General features: G+C 45.1%; 12 protein-coding genes. 6 read left to right on the top strand and 6 right to left on the bottom strand.

Features of this window, described 5'->3' with window-relative positions:
• Positions 1-44: 44 nt before the first annotated feature.
• Both ACYFDN_RS15605 and glnA read right to left on the bottom strand, forming a co-directional pair.
• Complete coding sequence (locus ACYFDN_RS15605; RefSeq protein WP_483511848.1) at positions 45-587, bottom strand: DUF4124 domain-containing protein; 543 nt, start codon at positions 585-587, stop codon at positions 45-47.
• 104 nt (positions 588-691) lie between these two features.
• Positions 692-2,098: a glutamate--ammonia ligase gene (gene glnA / locus ACYFDN_RS15600; RefSeq protein WP_016399894.1), complete on the bottom strand. Its 1,407-nt coding sequence runs from the start codon at positions 2,096-2,098 to the stop codon at positions 692-694.
• A 341-nt stretch (positions 2,099-2,439) separates the two neighbouring features.
• Between glnA and typA the strand changes: the two genes are divergently transcribed.
• Positions 2,440-4,260, top strand: a complete 1,821-nt coding sequence (gene typA / locus ACYFDN_RS15595) for a translational GTPase TypA (RefSeq protein ID WP_016399893.1) — start codon at positions 2,440-2,442, stop codon at positions 4,258-4,260.
• A 66-nt stretch (positions 4,261-4,326) separates the two neighbouring features.
• On the opposite strand, the gene ACYFDN_RS15590 is transcribed toward typA, so the two are convergent.
• From ACYFDN_RS15590 to ACYFDN_RS15580, 3 genes are all read right to left on the bottom strand, one after another.
• Positions 4,327-5,181 carry a PEP-CTERM/exosortase system-associated acyltransferase gene (locus tag ACYFDN_RS15590; RefSeq protein WP_483511846.1) on the bottom strand — a complete coding sequence of 285 codons (855 nt, stop codon included), beginning with the start codon at positions 5,179-5,181 and terminating at the stop codon, positions 4,327-4,329.
• A gap of 321 nt (positions 5,182-5,502) precedes the next feature.
• A complete protein-coding gene (gene cls, locus ACYFDN_RS15585; protein ID WP_483511845.1) occupies positions 5,503-6,951 on the bottom strand; it encodes a cardiolipin synthase in 1,449 nt (482 codons plus the stop codon).
• Between the two features lie 104 nt (positions 6,952-7,055).
• Positions 7,056-8,615, bottom strand: coding sequence for a SulP family inorganic anion transporter (locus ACYFDN_RS15580; protein ID WP_016399890.1), 1,560 nt, complete (start codon positions 8,613-8,615; stop codon positions 7,056-7,058).
• Between the two features lie 194 nt (positions 8,616-8,809).
• Between ACYFDN_RS15580 and ACYFDN_RS15575 the strand changes: the two genes are divergently transcribed.
• The 5 genes from ACYFDN_RS15575 (at position 8,810) to ACYFDN_RS15555 (ending at position 13,959) form a co-directional block, all read left to right on the top strand.
• Positions 8,810-9,697 (top strand): virulence factor BrkB family protein, encoded by an 888-nt coding sequence (locus tag ACYFDN_RS15575; RefSeq protein ID WP_338623238.1) that lies wholly within the window; start codon positions 8,810-8,812, stop codon positions 9,695-9,697.
• Positions 9,694-10,131 (top strand): D-aminoacyl-tRNA deacylase, encoded by a 438-nt coding sequence (gene dtd / locus ACYFDN_RS15570; protein WP_483511844.1) that lies wholly within the window; start codon positions 9,694-9,696, stop codon positions 10,129-10,131. Before ACYFDN_RS15575 ends, dtd begins: the two co-directional genes overlap by 4 nt.
• 191 nt (positions 10,132-10,322) lie before the next feature.
• A complete protein-coding gene (locus tag ACYFDN_RS15565) occupies positions 10,323-11,324 on the top strand; it encodes a LacI family DNA-binding transcriptional regulator (RefSeq protein ID WP_016399887.1) in 1,002 nt (333 codons plus the stop codon).
• Positions 11,325-11,515: 191 nt separating this feature from the next.
• Positions 11,516-12,859, top strand: coding sequence for a GH1 family beta-glucosidase (locus ACYFDN_RS15560; RefSeq protein ID WP_483511843.1), 1,344 nt, complete (start codon positions 11,516-11,518; stop codon positions 12,857-12,859).
• 2 nt (positions 12,860-12,861) lie between these two features.
• Positions 12,862-13,959, top strand: a complete 1,098-nt coding sequence (locus tag ACYFDN_RS15555) for an ABC transporter ATP-binding protein (protein WP_483511842.1) — start codon at positions 12,862-12,864, stop codon at positions 13,957-13,959.
• Positions 13,960-14,029: 70 nt separating this feature from the next.
• Here the strand turns inward: ACYFDN_RS15555 and ACYFDN_RS15550 are convergent, their stop codons facing one another.
• Entirely contained in the window at positions 14,030-16,444 is a 2,415-nt protein-coding gene (locus ACYFDN_RS15550; protein ID WP_483511841.1) for a glycoside hydrolase family 94 protein, read from the bottom strand.

Raw genomic sequence — 16,444 nt, 5'->3', positions numbered from 1 at the left:
TGCTCCTGCACTGAGTTTAACCTCAAAAAGCAGAGAGTGACTAATTAGCCTCCCCCTGCTGAGGCCGCTCCTGCGCCAAATGCGTTAGCGCGGTGCAAGAATACGGTTATGGGCTTAGACGATGCAATTTCCTTGCCTGAATCATCAACTAGCTGCACCTGAATTGTATGGGCGCCGCGATCAATGTTGGTGAGCTGGAAGCTACCCATTTTAGTGATTTGCCCCTGTGGTACGCCATCAAGCACCAATTTGTAGCCCATGCTGTTTAAGGGAAGCGGGGTAGAGCTAGCACTGATTGAGATTTTGCCTTCGTTATCTCGAATGGTTTGCTCATGGCTCGGGCTAGTGATGTTAACTTGATACTGAATAGGCTTTTGTTTCTTTTTCAGTGGGGTACGCGGTGTCACAATGGGGCCGTCAGTGGCCGGAGGAGCAACATCTACCTTGAGTTCAGTGGCGCCAACTTGAGGGCGGTCTGAGAAATGCGTTACACCATCCTGATCAACCCATTGATAAATTTTGTCAGCAGCTTGGGTACCAAAGACTGCGCCACTGATTAATAAAGCTATAGCAAACCATTTGCTCATTGATAATTCCTCCATTCAACTTGCTAAAGGTGGGCAAAAACGTATTGAAAAGCAATAAAAAAACCCGCTTTAAAGCGGGTTTTTTAAGCCGTGTAACGTTTTGTTTATACGCTGTAGTACAATTCGAACTCAAGTGGGTGAGTTGTCATGTTGATGCGCTCAACGTCAGCAGATTTCAATGCGATGTAAGAATCGATGTAATCGTTGCTGAATACGCCGCCAGCAGTTAAGAATTCACGGTCAGCATCTAGGTTCGCTAGTGCATTTTCAAGTGAAGTTGCCACTTGTGGAATTTCAGCCGCTTCTTCTGCAGGTAGGTCGTATAAATCCTTGTCCATAGCGTCGCCAGGGTGGATTTTGTTTTTGATTCCGTCAAGGCCAGCCATCAACATTGCAGAGAATGCTAAGTATGGGTTGGCTGTTGGATCCGCAAAACGTACTTCAATACGACGCGCTTTAGGCGATGGTACTACTGGGATACGAATAGACGCTGAACGGTTACGCGCTGAGTAAGCTAGCATAACTGGTGCTTCGAAGCCTGGTACCAAACGCTTGTAAGAGTTAGTTGAAGCGTTAGCAAAAGCATTAATAGCTTTAGCGTGCTTGATGATACCGCCAATGTAGAACAATGCAGTTTCAGATAGGCCGCCGTATAGGTCGCCAGCAAATAAGTTTTCGCCGTCTTTCCAAATTGATTGGTGAACGTGCATACCGCTACCGTTATCACCAACAACTGGCTTAGGCATAAAGGTTGCTGTTTTACCGTAAGCGTGAGCTACGTTATGAACAACATACTTAAGAACCTGAGTTTCATCGGCTTTTTCAACGATAGAGTTGAATTTAGTTGCGATTTCGTTCTGACCAGCTGTAGCTACTTCGTGGTGGTGAGCTTCAACAGTTTGACCCATTTCTTCAAGAACTAGACACATTGCTGAGCGAAGGTCTTGTGAAGAATCAACTGGAGCTACTGGGAAGTAACCGCCTTTAACGCCAGGACGGTGACCAGTGTTGCCGTCTTCGAAGTGCTTGTCTGAGTTCCAAGATGCTTCATCAGCATCAATTTTGTACATAGAACCTGACATGTCAGTTTTGTATTTAACATCGTCAAACAAGAAGAACTCTGGCTCTGGACCAAAGTATGCTGCGTCAGCAATACCAGTAGAACGCATGTACTCTTCAGCACGCTTAGCTACAGAACGTGGGTCACGGTCGTAACCTTGCATTGTAGAAGGCTCTAGAATATCACAACGGATGTTTAGTGTAACTTCTTCTGTGAATGGGTCTAATACAGCAGTAGCTGGATCAGGCATCAATACCATGTCTGATTCGTTAATGCCTTTCCAACCTGAGATTGAAGAGCCATCAAACATTTTACCGTCTGAGAAGAAATCTTCGTCAACTTGGTGAGATGGAATAGATACGTGTTGCTCTTTACCTTTAGTATCAGTAAAGCGTAGGTCAACAAATTTAACTTCTTGCTCTTTAAGCAAAGCTAAAACTTCTGCAGACATGTTTTTAACCTCCAGTGTCATCAAAATTGATGGTTCAATCGATTTAATAGTTATTTATACGAATAATCGTGGTTGTGTTGCATCAAGCTAAAACTATGCCAACACATAAGGTGCTGATTTTAATGGCTAAAAATTGATTAGGCATCAATTTAGTGCAGAGCTTTGCACTTTGTTGGTGCCATTCTTGTCCATTTTGGTGCAGTGAGTTTTTGGCCTTAGCTATCATACCCTAATTGGGTAGCGGAAAAACCGTGATCAACTTAAAACTATGAGAATTTGCCGTTTATATGTACAATGGCGCACTTTTTACTTTTACCTCACAATAAAAAGGGCTGAAAGCCGTGCTAGATAAGTTAAGAAACATCGCCATTATTGCTCACGTAGACCACGGGAAAACTACCCTGGTAGACAAATTACTGCAGCAATCTGGAACCCTACAAACGCGTGGTGATGCTGAAGAGCGGGTAATGGACTCAAACGATCTTGAAAAAGAACGTGGTATTACCATTTTGGCAAAAAACACGGCGATTGAGTGGAACGATTACCACATCAATATCGTAGATACCCCTGGACACGCCGACTTCGGTGGTGAGGTAGAACGTGTTTTATCTATGGTTGACTCTGTATTGTTGTTGGTAGATGCCCAAGAAGGCCCAATGCCGCAAACCCGTTTTGTTACTCAGAAAGCATTCGCCCAAGGTTTAAAACCTATTCTGGTAATCAACAAAATTGATAAGCCAGGCGCTCGTCCTGATTGGGTAATGGACCAAGTATTTGATTTGTTCGATAACTTAGGTGCTACCGATGACCAGTTAGATTTCCAAGTGGTTTACGCATCTGCGTTAAACGGCTGGGCTAGCTCAGAAGAAGGCGTAGAAACTGACAACATGGAACCTTTGTTCCAAGCTATCGTTGATAACGTTGCTCCACCTGAAGCTAAAGAAGGCGAAGGTTTGCAAATGCAAATCTCTCAGCTTGATTACAACTCTTATGTTGGTGTTATTGGTGTTGGTCGTGTATCACGCGGCAGTGTTAAACCAAACCAACAAATCACTGTTGTGGGTGCCGATGGTAAAACCCGGAACGGAAAAGTAGGTCAAGTATTAGGTTATTTAGGCCTAGATCGCCATGAAGTAACCGAAGCTAACGCCGGTGACATCATCGCTATTACTGGTTTAGGCGAGTTAAAAATCTCTGACACCATTTGTGATCAAACCAATGTAGAAGCATTGCCTGCCTTGTCAGTGGATGAACCTACCGTAACCATGACTTTCCAAGTAAACACTTCTCCGTTTGCTGGTAAAGAAGGTAAGTACGTTACTTCTCGAAACATTCTTGAGCGTTTACAACAAGAGTTGGTTCATAACGTTGCACTACGTGTTGAAGAGACTGATGATCCAGATAAGTTCCGTGTTTCTGGTCGTGGTGAGCTACACCTAGGTATTTTGATTGAAAACATGCGCCGCGAAGGCTTCGAGCTAGCGGTATCTCGCCCAGAAGTAATTCTGCGCACTGTAGATGGCCAGTTAGAAGAACCTTATGAAGTAGTGACTATTGATGTTGAAGAAGAGCATCAAGGTAGCATTATGGAGCAGCTTGGTTTGCGTAAAGGCGAGCTAACTGACATGGCGCCAGATGGCAAAGGCCGTATTCGTATGGACTTCATGATCCCATCACGTGGTTTGATTGGTTTCCAAACCGAGTTTATGACCTTAACCTCAGGTTCTGGTCTGCTTTACCATACTTTCGATCATTATGGTCCACACAAAGGTGGAGTAATTGGTCAACGTCAAAATGGTGTGCTTATTTCTAATGCAACCGGTAAAGCCTTAACGTACGCCTTGTTTAATCTTCAAGAGCGTGGCCGTTTGTTTACTCAGCATGCTGATGAAGTATATGAAGGTCAGGTTGTGGGTATTCACGCTCGTGACAACGACTTAACAGTAAACTGTTTGAAAGGTAAGCAGCTAACGAACGTTCGTGCATCAGGTACCGATGAAGCGCAAGTACTTACGCCGCCAATCGTAATGACCCTTGAGCAAGCGCTTGAGTTTATTGATGACGACGAGTTGGTAGAAGTAACACCAGAGAACATCCGCATTCGTAAACGTCACTTAACTGAGAATGAGCGTAAACGTGCATCTCGCCCGCCTAAAGCTTAAGGTGAGCTAAGATTTATAAAGGCAGCCTAGGCTGCCTTTTTTATTGCATGTTTATACCTGAAGTAACTATCTATTCTGGCCCACTGCATCTAACTGATTAGTGCTCGCTAATAGTGCAGGGCTGGGGTTGACCGTTTGTTTTATTAGTTCAAACAAAGGTTGATATAACAGCGGTAAGTGTTCTTGGAAACGTTCAACCGTAATATGGTAAGCCGCGCGGATGCCATGATAATCGATATTTGGCCCAATTCTGGTCATTTTAATGCCGAACATAGAAAGGCTGCGAGCAAGTTTGGGCTCAACCATTACGTACGCATGTTTTATTCCGCACTGCTCGGCAACAATTGATGCCGCTAAATACAAGCTCATAGTGATATAGGGAAAGGTTCGCAGTTCCTTTTGGCTAAATGCGCTTAAACCCGCTCCAGCTGGCGCAGCGCCATTTTTGAGATCGATTTTGCGGCGACGAAACTGAGTGTCTAGGGCCACCCGCGACACTTCACAAATGCTCTCTTTAGCAAAATTATCGGGATGTAGCTCTTGATGACTAATCACTGTTTGGCCGGTGTCTAGCAAAGGTATGCTTTGCTGCTTGCTGGGGCTAACCATTCTTAGGCATCCAGCATCTAAGCCGGAGTTAAGGTGCTGAACTCGGCAGTAATGGGAATAACTATCGTAAACATCGCGCTCAATTTGCTGGTGATTGCTTGGCTCAAACTGAAATTCTTCGCAGTAAACGCGATGCCGTAATTGATAGATTTTGGTTACCTCTTCCTGATTGCTCGCAATACTGGCTTGAAAGTAACGTTGGTAACGTTGCGCGAGTTCGTCCGCTTGATGCTGTATAGCTAGTTGCTTTACAGACGATGCTGATAATTGCAATTTTCTAGGAGCAATTGCACTGGGTTGTTGATAACTCACAAGTAAACCTAATTAGTCCCTTAAATGTCTAGCAAGGCTAGTTATTCACCATGGTTATATTTTTATCAATTAGAGTGGTTCTTATGAATTTAGTCACTTTTTATGGGTGGTTATTGTCTATAACTGTGTCCTAGCGCATATTTGCTGTTATGAAAGCCTTATTCATTTTATTGGCATATTGTAGTGCTATTGGCCTTTCTGAAAGGTGCGTTACACTTTTAGCTACTTGAAAAGGGCTGGGTTAGTGAGCTTGGAAACAAATGGTTTTGCATACTTATGCGATTTTGATTTGGTCGGATTGGAGCTTTTGATTGTCGACTTCTATAGCAATGGGCTGAATATATGGATGATATTCTCTAATAGCCGACGGTAAATTGGCCGTTTTCGCCAAGCGAGTGCATTAATACGTGTACTTTGTTGAAGATAATGCTGCATGATGCGATCTAGATCTTCAGCATAGGATTTGTCATCGATAATCGAAGTCACCTCAAAGTTTAGCCATAAGCTTCGCATGTCTAAGTTTACTGTTCCCACTAGAGCAACTTGTTGGTCTATTAACAGGCTTTTAGTGTGCAACAAGCCACCGTTAAATTTGTAGATGTTTACCCCGGCATTTAGTAGCTGCTGGTAGAAAGAGTGGCTTGCGTAGCGGACCAAAAATGAATCGGTCCTAGCGGGTAGGATCAGGTTTACTTCAACACCTCTGCTGGCCGCGGTAACCAGCGCCATTTGTAAACTTTCGTCAGGCACAAAGTAAGGGCTGGTGAGCACTATTTGTTTTTTAGCGAGGTATAGCGAGGTAAGTAGCAGCTGAATAATGTGGTCGCCAAAAATACCCGGCCCTGATGGCATTATTTGCATTCGTTGTTGGCCTACCGAAGCCGTAGTAGAAAGTAAATCAAGCTGTTCGATAAGTGCTTCGCCGGTTTCCATTTCTATGTCGTAGGCAACTACCGCTTGTAGGTTCAAAGCTGCAGGGCCTTCTACTCTTAGCATGAGATCTATCCACTGTCCGACACCGCGCTGTTGGTTAAAAAAGCGTGGGTCGACTAAGTTCATTGAACCGGTATAAGCAATTTGTTGGTCTATCGCTGCAATTTTTCGGTGTAGGCGTAAGTCGATACGTTGTAACAACATGCGCACTGGGTTGGCATGCAGTGCTTCTACTACATTTACACCAGCATCCAATAACTGAGATGAAGCGCTAGACTTAAGAAATTCACTCGAACCAACCGAATCTACCAGTAAGTAAACACTCACCTTTCGTTGAGCTGCTTCGGCTAGTGCCGTAAGTAAAGGGTCAAGCAACCCACCTTGCTGAACAATGTAAAACTCCATGTAGATGCTAGATTTTGCTTGCTGTATGTCTGTGGTGAGCTGGGTTAACGTTTCCAGAGAGTCTTCAAAGTTAGTGAGTTGATTCCCCCCTAGAATTGGCAAACCAAGTAGCCGACGAGTAAGTTGATTTAGCGGCTCCGCTACATCGGAGCAGGATTGTTTTACTACGTGGGGGGAGCTATTAAACAGGTGCACGCTTTGTTTGTACTTAGTTTCCATTAGGCGAGCACGTTTGGCTCGCAGTCGCCCTAGGTAACGTTCGCCAAACAGTTGATAACAGATAATACCTACTAGTGGCAGTGCAAATATCAGCAGTAGCCAAGTTAAAGTAACTCCCACAGGCCGCCGCTTTAGCATTACTTGCAGCGCCACCGCGACAATTAGCAAGGCATAAATGAGCAACCCTAAGTCGGATAAGTAGGTATTCGTCACCGTTTGGCCTTTAGATAAAAAACCTATTGATAACTTAGCATGAAGGGCACAAAAAAGCCGCTAACTCAAACGAGTAGCGGCTTTAGATTTAGTTACTGATAGGCTTAGTTGTCGAGGGTGTCGGTGGCCACTTTATAGCTTGGATCTTCTATTAAGTTAACTTCCACCGCGCTTCCTGCCTTAGTTAGCAGTTTACGACACTCTGGGCTAAGGTGCTTAAGGTGAAGAGTTTTACCGGCTTTTTCGTAACGCTCTGCCAAGGTATCGATGGCTTCAATCGCTGAGTGATCACTTACTCGCGACTTGGCAAAATCAATCACTACATCTTTTGGATCGTTAGCTGGATTGAACAGCTCTAAGAAGTTAGCCGTTGAGCCAAAAAACAAGGGGCCATCCAACTCATAAACTTTATGGTCGTCATCTACGCTAGTGGTCGTTACGTAAATGTGCTTAGCGTGGTTCCAAGCAAATACCAACGCAGATACGATTACACCAATCACCACCGCTACCGCTAAGTCGGTAAATACGGTGACGACAGATACCAGCACAATCACAAAGAAGTCAGCTTTAGGCACTTTATTAATCATGCGCAGGCTGGCCCATTCAAAGGTGCCTAACACAACCATAAACATTACACCGACCAAAGCGGCGAGAGGAATCATCTCTATCAGTGAAGAACCAAATAGAATGAAACCCAGTAGTGCTAGTGCCGCGGTGATGCCCGATAAGCGGCCACGACCACCAGAGCGAATGTTAATCATGCTCTGGCCAATCATTGCACAACCACCCATACCACCAAAGAAGCCAGTGGTTACGTTAGCCACACCTTGGCCAATACACTCTTTGTTACCGTGTCCACGGGTACCGGTCATTTCATCAACTACGGTTAAGGTTAGTAGTGACTCAATTAAGCCGATAGCCGCCAGTACGATGGCATAAGGGAAGATGATTTTCAGTGTTTCTAAGTTGAATGGCACGCTTGGGATAGAGAAGCTTGGTAAACCGCCAGCAATAGTTGCGTTAGCGTCACCGGTCATACCGCGTACAAAATCTACCACTGTGCGGGTATCTAAGTTTAATACCTGCACTGCTACGGTAACACCCACAATCGCCACCAAAGAAGCAGGGATTGCGCTGGTAAGTTTTGGCAAGAAGTGAATAACTGCCATGGTGATAGCCACCAAGCCTAACATGATCCAAAGCTGACTGCCTTGCATCCACTCTAGTTCGCCAAAGGCATTGGGCACTTTAAACTGACCAAGCTGAGCCAAGAAAATCACAATAGCCAAGCCGTTTACAAAGCCTAGCATTACCGGGTGTGGCACCATGCGGATAAACTTACCCAAATGGAAGACCCCAGCTAAGACCTGCAAAATACCCATGAGCACCACAGTGGCAAATAAATACTCCACACCGTGATCTGCGACTAAGGCCACCATTACTACCGCTAGCGCGCCAGTTGCACCCGAGATCATACCTGGACGGCCACCAATTACAGCGGTAATTAACCCCACCATAAATGCTGCATATAAACCTACTAAAGGTTCTACGCCGGCAACAAAGGCAAAGGCAACTGCTTCAGGAACTAAAGCTAGCGCAACCGTTAAACCGGAGAGTAAGTCATTTTTGACTGTTGCTCCCCGAAATTTAGGAAATTCAAACATGTTCTTAGGATCCAATAAAGAACGAAAGGAAATGGGGCGGGAGTCTAGCACTTAATGTGATTCAGTTCAAAAAAACATCAGCTTTTGTTCAGCTTTTTTTAGCCAAGTTTGTGGCTTAAGCCCTTGTTAAACTTGAGTTGCGTCATTAACTAGTTCATCCTTTAGCGAGATAATGCAAAGGAGTGAAATGAATCATGAGCGGGCAGAAAAACACGCCTAATTGGCAAGCGCTTTTCCAGCAAAGCAAAGCGTTTGCGCTTTTCTTGTTTGAGCGGATAAAACAAGAAAAACTGACCATGATCGCCGGCTCATTAGCTTACGTTACCTTGCTGTCTTTAGTGCCTTTAGTAGCAGTAACGTTTTCAATTATTAGCGCCTTCCCAGTATTTTCCGGCTTTCAAACCTTAATCGAAGATTTTGTGTTTAGTAACTTTGTACCGGCTTCTGGTGAAGTGGTGAAGCAGAGCTTGCGTGGCTTTGTTGAAAACGCATCGAAAATGACAGCAGTAGGTATCGCAGCTTTAGCCGTAGTGGCCTTAATGCTCATTTCGGCGATTGATAAGAGCCTGAATATGATTTGGCGGGTTGAGGAAAAACGCCGTTGGCGTAGTGCTTTTCCTATGTATTGGATGATTCTAACTTTAGGCCCCTTGTTAATGGGCGGTAGCTTGGCGCTAAGTTCTTACATCTTCTCCATGCAGCTGTTTGCCGATGAAACATTATTAGGTATATGGAATAAAATGCTTCGCACGGTGCCCTTGTTATTTTCTGTAGGCGCATTTTGTTTGTTGTATTTGCTGGTGCCAAATAAGTCGATCCGTTTTGTCCATGGTTTAAGTGGTGCTGTGGTGGCGGCCTTGTTGTTTGAACTGGGTAAACGAGGTTTTGCTTTCTATGTTGCCTCATTCCCTTCATACCAAGTTATTTATGGTGCACTCGCCACCATACCCATTTTATTTGTATGGGTATATGTGAGTTGGATAGTGGTGTTAATTGGCGCCGAAATTACCGCCGCTTTAGGCGAATTTACCGAGGGCCAACAAGTACAAGATAGCAGTAGTATCATTGAGGAGTCTGAATGATTGCGTTGATTCAACGGGTGACACAAGCCAGCGTGTGTGTGTCTGATCAAACTATTGGTGAAATAGGACCTGGGTTATTAGTGTTGTTGGGTGTAGAGCAAGGTGATGACCAAGCAAAGGCCACTAAGCTTTGTGAAAAAGTAATTAAATACCGTATTTTTGCCGACCAACAAGGCAAAACCAATCTTAACGTGCAGCAAGCGGGTGGCAGCCTATTGGTGGTATCCCAGTTCACTTTGGTGGCAGATACCGACAAAGGTTTACGCCCAGGCTTCTCTAAAGGCGCTAGCCCAGAGCAGGCCAATCACCTTTATGAATACTTTGTTAGCGCTTGTCGTGACCGCGGAATGCCTACTGAAACAGGTGAATTTGCTGCCGATATGCAGGTATCTTTGGTCAATGATGGGCCTATGACTTTTTGGCTGCAGGTTTAATTTTCATCAATAAAATCGAAACTTTGCGGCGGCTCACATATCAGATTTGCTGCCTAGAAAGGCAATTGACACAAATGACTTTAATCGGTCATATTAAGAGAAAGCGCTTTCACGAGTAAACTTAAAATCTGACTGTGCCCCGAAAGGTTTTGTGTGAGAGCGCTTACAAATACAGAGAGGCTATAGTAATAATGGCAACAATCAAGGAAGTCTCTGATCTAGCGGGTGTTTCGCAAGCAACCGTATCCAGAGTAATGAACGGTAATAACAAAGTTTCCGATGTTAATCGCGAGCGAGTTATGGCCGCCATGGACAAATTGGGTTATCAACCTAACTCTTTTGCACAGGCTCTGGCTACCAACCGCTCTTACAGTGTTGGGATTGTAGTAGGTACTTTATCGGGTCCATTTTTCGGTCCCATGATGCACAGTATTGAATCGGTATTACGCAAAGAAGGTCAGCACCTTATTGCCACTAGTGGGCACGATAATATCGAGCAAGAACGTGAAGCTATTCGTTTTCTTAATTCGCGCCGTGTTGACGCCATATTGCTGGTGGTTCAAGCCATGAGTGATGACGAATTGATTGAGCTGTGTACCCGCAACCCAAATGTATTTGTATTAAACCGCTATGTGCCTGAGTTAGCGCATCGCTGTATTTATTTAAACAATGAGTTAGGTGGATATTTGGCCACCAAGCATTTAATTGATTTAGGCCATACTCGGATTGCTTCGATCACCGGCCCATTGGTGCATTTTGATGCTCGAGAGCGTCTGCAAGGTTATCGAAATGCGCTGAGTGAAGCGGGCATAGAATACGATCCACAACTTATTGTTGAAGGTTTGTATCAAGAAGATGGTGGTACCAAAGCGGCGGCTAAGTTATTTCAACGTGGCATCGATTTTACTGGTGTGGTGTGTGGTAACGATAACATCGCTATTAGTGTTTATGACATTTTGTCGCGAGATAACGAATCACCGGCTGAGCGTATCTCGGTGGTAGGCTACGATGACATGTTCTATTCACGTTATTTGCGCCCTAAGCTCACCACCATTCGTTTCCCGATTGAGGAAATGGGCACCATTGCCGCCAATATGGTGTTGCAAAATTTGGCCGACAAAAATTTAGTAAACGGTGTGCAATTAGAGCCCTCGCTTATTGTGCGTGAATCTACTGCCCCACCAGTTAGTTAACAAGCTTATCTATATGTAAGGAGTTTGAATGTGATTATTCCCCCCCAGCATTAAACGACTCCTTGCTTGGTGTTAGCTATAAGTTTTTTCAAATTTATAGCTAACATCGATCTCCAGTGAAAACTGGTCGTCTTTTTAATCCCATAAAATGTGTAACATGCGACCCATTGGGCGCAGTTTGAGGTTGTTGTATGTCTTTTGATTTTCCAAAGTCGTCCCCGTTTCGCCGTTCTGACTTTATTTTTGGTGTAGCGACAGCTGCCTTCCAAATTGAAGGTGCTAACCAAGAAGATGAGCGCTGCGAATCCATATGGGATCGCTTTTGCGCCACCCCAGGAAAAGTAGCCAACGGTGATGATGGCACCATTGCTTGTGACCACTACCACCGCTGGGAAGAAGATCTAGAGATGATTGCAGAGCTAGGTGTTGATGCCTATCGCTTATCAATTGCTTGGCCACGGATTATGCCGGTAGAAGGTCAAGTTAATGACAAAGGTATCGCATTTTACCAACAGCTAATTGCTAAACTTAAACAGCTAGGTATTAAGCCGTTTGTGACCCTATATCACTGGGACCTACCGCAATACCTCGAAGATAGAGGTGGCTGGTTAAGTCGTGAAACTGCGTATAAATTCGCTGAATTCGCCGACATCATGACCAAAGCGCTTGGTGATGATGTTTATAGCTATGCCACCTTTAATGAGCCCTTATGTAGTGCCTTCTTAGGCTATCGTTATGGTCAACATGCCCCCGGTTTAACTGAAGATAAGTTTGGCTTTCAGGCTGCCCACCATATTCTTTTAGCCCATGGTTTAGCCTTGCCTAAGATGCGTGAGAATGCCCCAAGTGCCGAACATGGCATCGTGCTTAACTTCACTCCGGCTTATCCAGCAGATCCGAATAATGCTGCAGATGTGTTGGCAGCCGACTTTGACGAGCAGCAAGGCATTCATTGGTTTTTGCAGCCAATCATCGAGGGGCAATACCCAGATGCTATTCGCCAGCAGCAGCCGCTATGGTGGCCAACCATTCTGCCGGGTGATTTGGAGCTAATTAAACAGCCCATCGATTACTTGGGCATCAACTATTACACCCGCCATGTGATCAAAGCCACCGATAATGGCCCTAAACAGGTGACCCTAGAGGGCGTTGAGCGCACCGACATGGGTTGGGAAGTGTGTCCACAAGCCTTAACTGGCTTGCTCACCAAGCTAAATGAGCGCTATGAACTCCCGCCAATTTTTATTACTGAAAATGGTATGGCAGGGGCAGATACTCTAGAAGATGGCAAGGTGATTGATCAGCAGCGCTGTGATTACTATCAATCACATTTAAATGCGGTTGCCGATGCCATTGAGCAAGGGGTTGAATTAAAAGGTTATTTTGCTTGGAGCTTAATGGATAACTTCGAGTGGGCCTTTGGTTACGAAAAGCGTTTTGGCATCGTATATGTCGATTACGATACCCAGCAACGGGTACCTAAACAAAGTGCTACTTACTTTCAGCAGTTTCTAAAACAACGCGCAGGAGCATAATTATGGCGTCACTGTCATTTAAAGATCTTCGTAAGAGCTACGGTAAGGTCGAAATCGTAAAAGGTTTCGACATAGAGATGAGTGATGGTGAATTTGTTGTATTACTCGGTGCGTCGGGTTGTGGTAAGTCAACCATCTTAAGGATGGTGGCCGGCTTAGAAACCATCACTTCGGGTCAAATAAAAATGGGTGATAAGTGCCTGAATGATGTTGACCCGAAAGACCGTGACTTAGCGATGGTGTTTCAAAGCTACGCGCTTTACCCGCATATGACAGTGTATGAAAACATTGCATTTGCACTTAAGGTTCAAGGGGTTAAGAAAGAAGAGATTAAGAAGTCGGTAGAGTGGGCCGCCGAGATGCTGCAGCTAACTGATTACCTTAATCGCAAGCCTAAGCAGTTGTCGGGTGGTCAACGCCAGCGAGTTGCTATGGGGCGTGCTATGGTGCGTACACCTAAGCTATTCTTGTTTGATGAACCGCTGTCTAACCTAGATGCTAAACTGCGTGGCAAAATGCGTGCAGAAATCAAAGATATGCACAACAAATTGGGCGTAACCACCTTATACGTGACTCACGACCAGGTCGAGGCAATGACTCTTGCCGACCGCATTGTGATAATGAACAAAGGGGTTACTGCTCAAATCGGCACGCCCTACGAAGTATTTACCCAACCTAAAAATCAGTTTGTTGCTGGTTTTATCGGTTCTCCGTCAATGAATATGATCCCAGCTAAGGCCAAGCAGGTGCAGGGTGAGTGGCTATTGGAGCTCGCAGGCCAAGAGATTAAAGCTCCTGAGAAGTTCGTTGGGAAGTTGCAAGAAGGCCAAGAGCTAACCTTGGGCATTCGTCCTAACGATATTCATTTGCATGAAAAGCAGCTAGAGCCTAGCCATGTGATTGCTGCCAAAGCGACTTTCACAGATAGTGAGCTATTGGGCGCAACTATGCATGTAAAAGCCGAACTTGGTGGACAGAACATTATTATCGAAGCGCCGGCTGAGCACACTAAATTACCCAGTGCATTAGACATCTTTTTGGATGCCACCTTCGTACACTTGTTTGATGGTGAAACTCAAGAGTCTTTAGCTCAGCCTTAATATTTTCTAAGCAATGACACAATATAAAAAAGCCAGCATTACGCTGGCTTTTTTGTGTTTGTTGCGTGGCTTAGCCTAGCACTACTTCTACTTGATGTTCACCATCGTTAAACACCGGAAGCACCTTACCGCTAATTGCTTCACCGTTAACTTTAATGCTTGCTACGCCTGAGCTAACGCCTTGAGGGTTGCTCACCGTGATATTGTACTGGGCGCCACGGTAGCGACGTTTCACGCTAAAGCTTGGCCAAGCTTTAGGAATACATGGGTCAACTTCTAGGCCTACCAGAGTAGGTTTAATACCTAGTATGTATTGGGTTCCCGCCACGTAAGTCCAAGCTGAGGTACCAGATAACCAAGCATTGCGCCCCATACCAAATTGTTTGTGCTCTGCACCTAATATGTTTTGTGGGTAACAGTAAGGTTCAGATTGGAACACATCCAAGTTGTCGTTATGGAAAGCCGGGTTAATTTGGTTGTAGTACTCAAAAGCTCGGTCACCGTTGCCTGCAATGGTTTCAGCCATCATTACCCAAGGGTTAGAGTGCAGGAAAATGCCGCCATTTTCTTTTGCTCCCGGTGGGTAAGTACTTACCCCACCAAGCTGAGGATCAAAGCCGTTGTAGCCAGGGCCCGATAACATAATGCCGTACTTGGTATTGAGTTTGTGGTTTACAGCATCTAGGCCTGCCAGCATCCGGTCGCCTTCGGCAAAACCTGAAATAACCGGCCAAGACTGTCCGTTGGTATATAAGCTACCATGTTGATTTTTATGAGAACCAATAGGCTCGCCTTCGTTGGTAAAGTAGCGTACCCACCACTCACCATCCCAAGCATGTTGGTTCACCCGTTGTTTCATTTCTTGGTAGTAGCCGTTAAGCAGCTCTAGGTTGGCTTTATCATCAATGGCTGACGCAATGTCGATTAACTCTTTTAAGGCTTTACCAAATAGGTTGGCAACAAATAAAGATTCTGCGCCACTTGGTAAGTTAACCGTATCGTTCCAATCGGCAAAGCCCAATAGCGGTAGGCCATGCTCACCAATGTTGTTCCAAGTAAAATCAATGGATTTTAGTAGGTGCTCGTAAACACTACCTTGGCTGCGGTCGGCCAGCTCCAGATTTTTGCTGTAGTAAGTAATGGGTTTGTTTAAGAACTCTAGGTCGCCAGTTTCTTTTAAGTATTGTGCAACAGTAAGCACAATCCATAAGTGGTCATCGCCGTAGTAATCTGGGCAATCAGGCTCTTCTCGTGAGTCACCTTCATTGGCTTCCATAGTGAGCGGGAAGTACTGGTGCATGGCTGAGCCGTTTTCTAGCTGTACCGACAACAAGCGCTCGGCAAATTCGCGTGCCTCTTGCGGCATATGTGCCATTACCCCAATTAAATCTTGCGAGGAGTCGCGGAAGCCAATACCACGGGCGCCATAACCTAGCTGGTAAAGCGACAAGTAGCGAGACCAATTTTTGGTAGTATGACATTGACGTGGATTGTGCACGTTTAGCATAGAGTTCATGGCGTTGTCTGGGGTGTCTACTTGCATTACATCAAGATAGTTTTCCCAGAAACCGCTAAGCTCGGCAAAGGCTTGGTCAACGGCTTGTTCGTTGCGGTATAAGGCAATGTCTGCTTCAGCTTCTTGCAAGCTAGGTACTTGGCCAAGTTGAGTGATTACTCGCTCTGTTTGTCCTGGTGCCAGTTCGCCCAGTTTAACCAACAAGGCACCTACGTTATCGCCGCGGTCACATTCAGAGTTACTTAAGCTTTCTTCTTGTAACGACAAAGGCTTAGACCAAGAACCAAATTCGTTATCGCCTAAAAATGCTCGGCGATCACCTTCCCATGAATCAACAGGGCGGTTACAGCTTAGGTAGTTAACTGCGCTATCGCGTTTCATGTAGGCGTATTGTTCTAACACTACATGGCCGCTATCTTCAGCGTGAGCCTTCAGGGTCATGGTTTGTGGAACCCAGTCAGCGTTAACCAGCTGCTTTAATGCATCGAAGTGGGTGAATTCATACACCGGCGCTACATCTACTGCTTGCGTTTGCTGGCTAATATTAGTCACCTTAATGTCTTGCAATAAGGTGCTAGAGCGTTGTGGTACAAAGATTTTTACATCAATTAGTAGGCCTTGTGCTTCCACAACCCAGCGGGTGTAAGACAAACCTACGCGACACTCAAACTTGTCTAAAGCTTCTAAACACGGCGTATAAAACGGAGAAAACAGCTGGTAGCCCTGCTCAGTTTTACGACGTATGTAAATGGTTGAGCCTTTGAACTCAGACTGAGGCAGCTGAGCAATATACTTAGTGATACGGTTTAACGCCGGATCTTGCTTACATACTACGGTGCCACCAGTGGTATCAATTAAGCCACCAAAGTCTAAAGTTCCTACATAGTTCGCCCACTTTATCGGCGTTTTTGGCGTAGTTAGAACGTATTCTTTGTTTTGGTCATCGAAGTAACCGTATTGCTTGTTCAT

The sequence above is a fragment of the Agarivorans sp. D1326 genome (genome assembly GCF_056958115.1).
This window is presented reverse-complemented; position numbering and strand designations above follow the sequence as displayed.

Excerpts from the sequence above, each read along its gene's own strand:
- ACYFDN_RS15605 (WP_483511848.1), bottom strand. The coding sequence starts at position 587 with ATGAGCAAATGGTTTGCTATAGCTTTATTAATCAGTGGCGCAGTCTTT.
- glnA (WP_016399894.1), bottom strand. The coding sequence starts at position 2,098 with ATGTCTGCAGAAGTTTTAGCTTTGCTTAAAGAGCAAGAAGTTAAATTT.
- ACYFDN_RS15580 (WP_016399890.1), bottom strand. The coding sequence starts at position 8,615 with ATGTTTGAATTTCCTAAATTTCGGGGAGCAACAGTCAAAAATGACTTA.
- ACYFDN_RS15575 (WP_338623238.1), top strand. The coding sequence starts at position 8,810 with ATGAGCGGGCAGAAAAACACGCCTAATTGGCAAGCGCTTTTCCAGCAA.
- dtd (WP_483511844.1), top strand. The coding sequence starts at position 9,694 with ATGATTGCGTTGATTCAACGGGTGACACAAGCCAGCGTGTGTGTGTCT.
- ACYFDN_RS15565 (WP_016399887.1), top strand. The coding sequence starts at position 10,323 with ATGGCAACAATCAAGGAAGTCTCTGATCTAGCGGGTGTTTCGCAAGCA.
- ACYFDN_RS15560 (WP_483511843.1), top strand. The coding sequence starts at position 11,516 with ATGTCTTTTGATTTTCCAAAGTCGTCCCCGTTTCGCCGTTCTGACTTT.
- ACYFDN_RS15555 (WP_483511842.1), top strand. The coding sequence starts at position 12,862 with ATGGCGTCACTGTCATTTAAAGATCTTCGTAAGAGCTACGGTAAGGTC.
- ACYFDN_RS15550 (WP_483511841.1), bottom strand. The coding sequence starts at position 16,444 with ATGAACAAGCAATACGGTTACTTCGATGACCAAAACAAAGAATACGTT.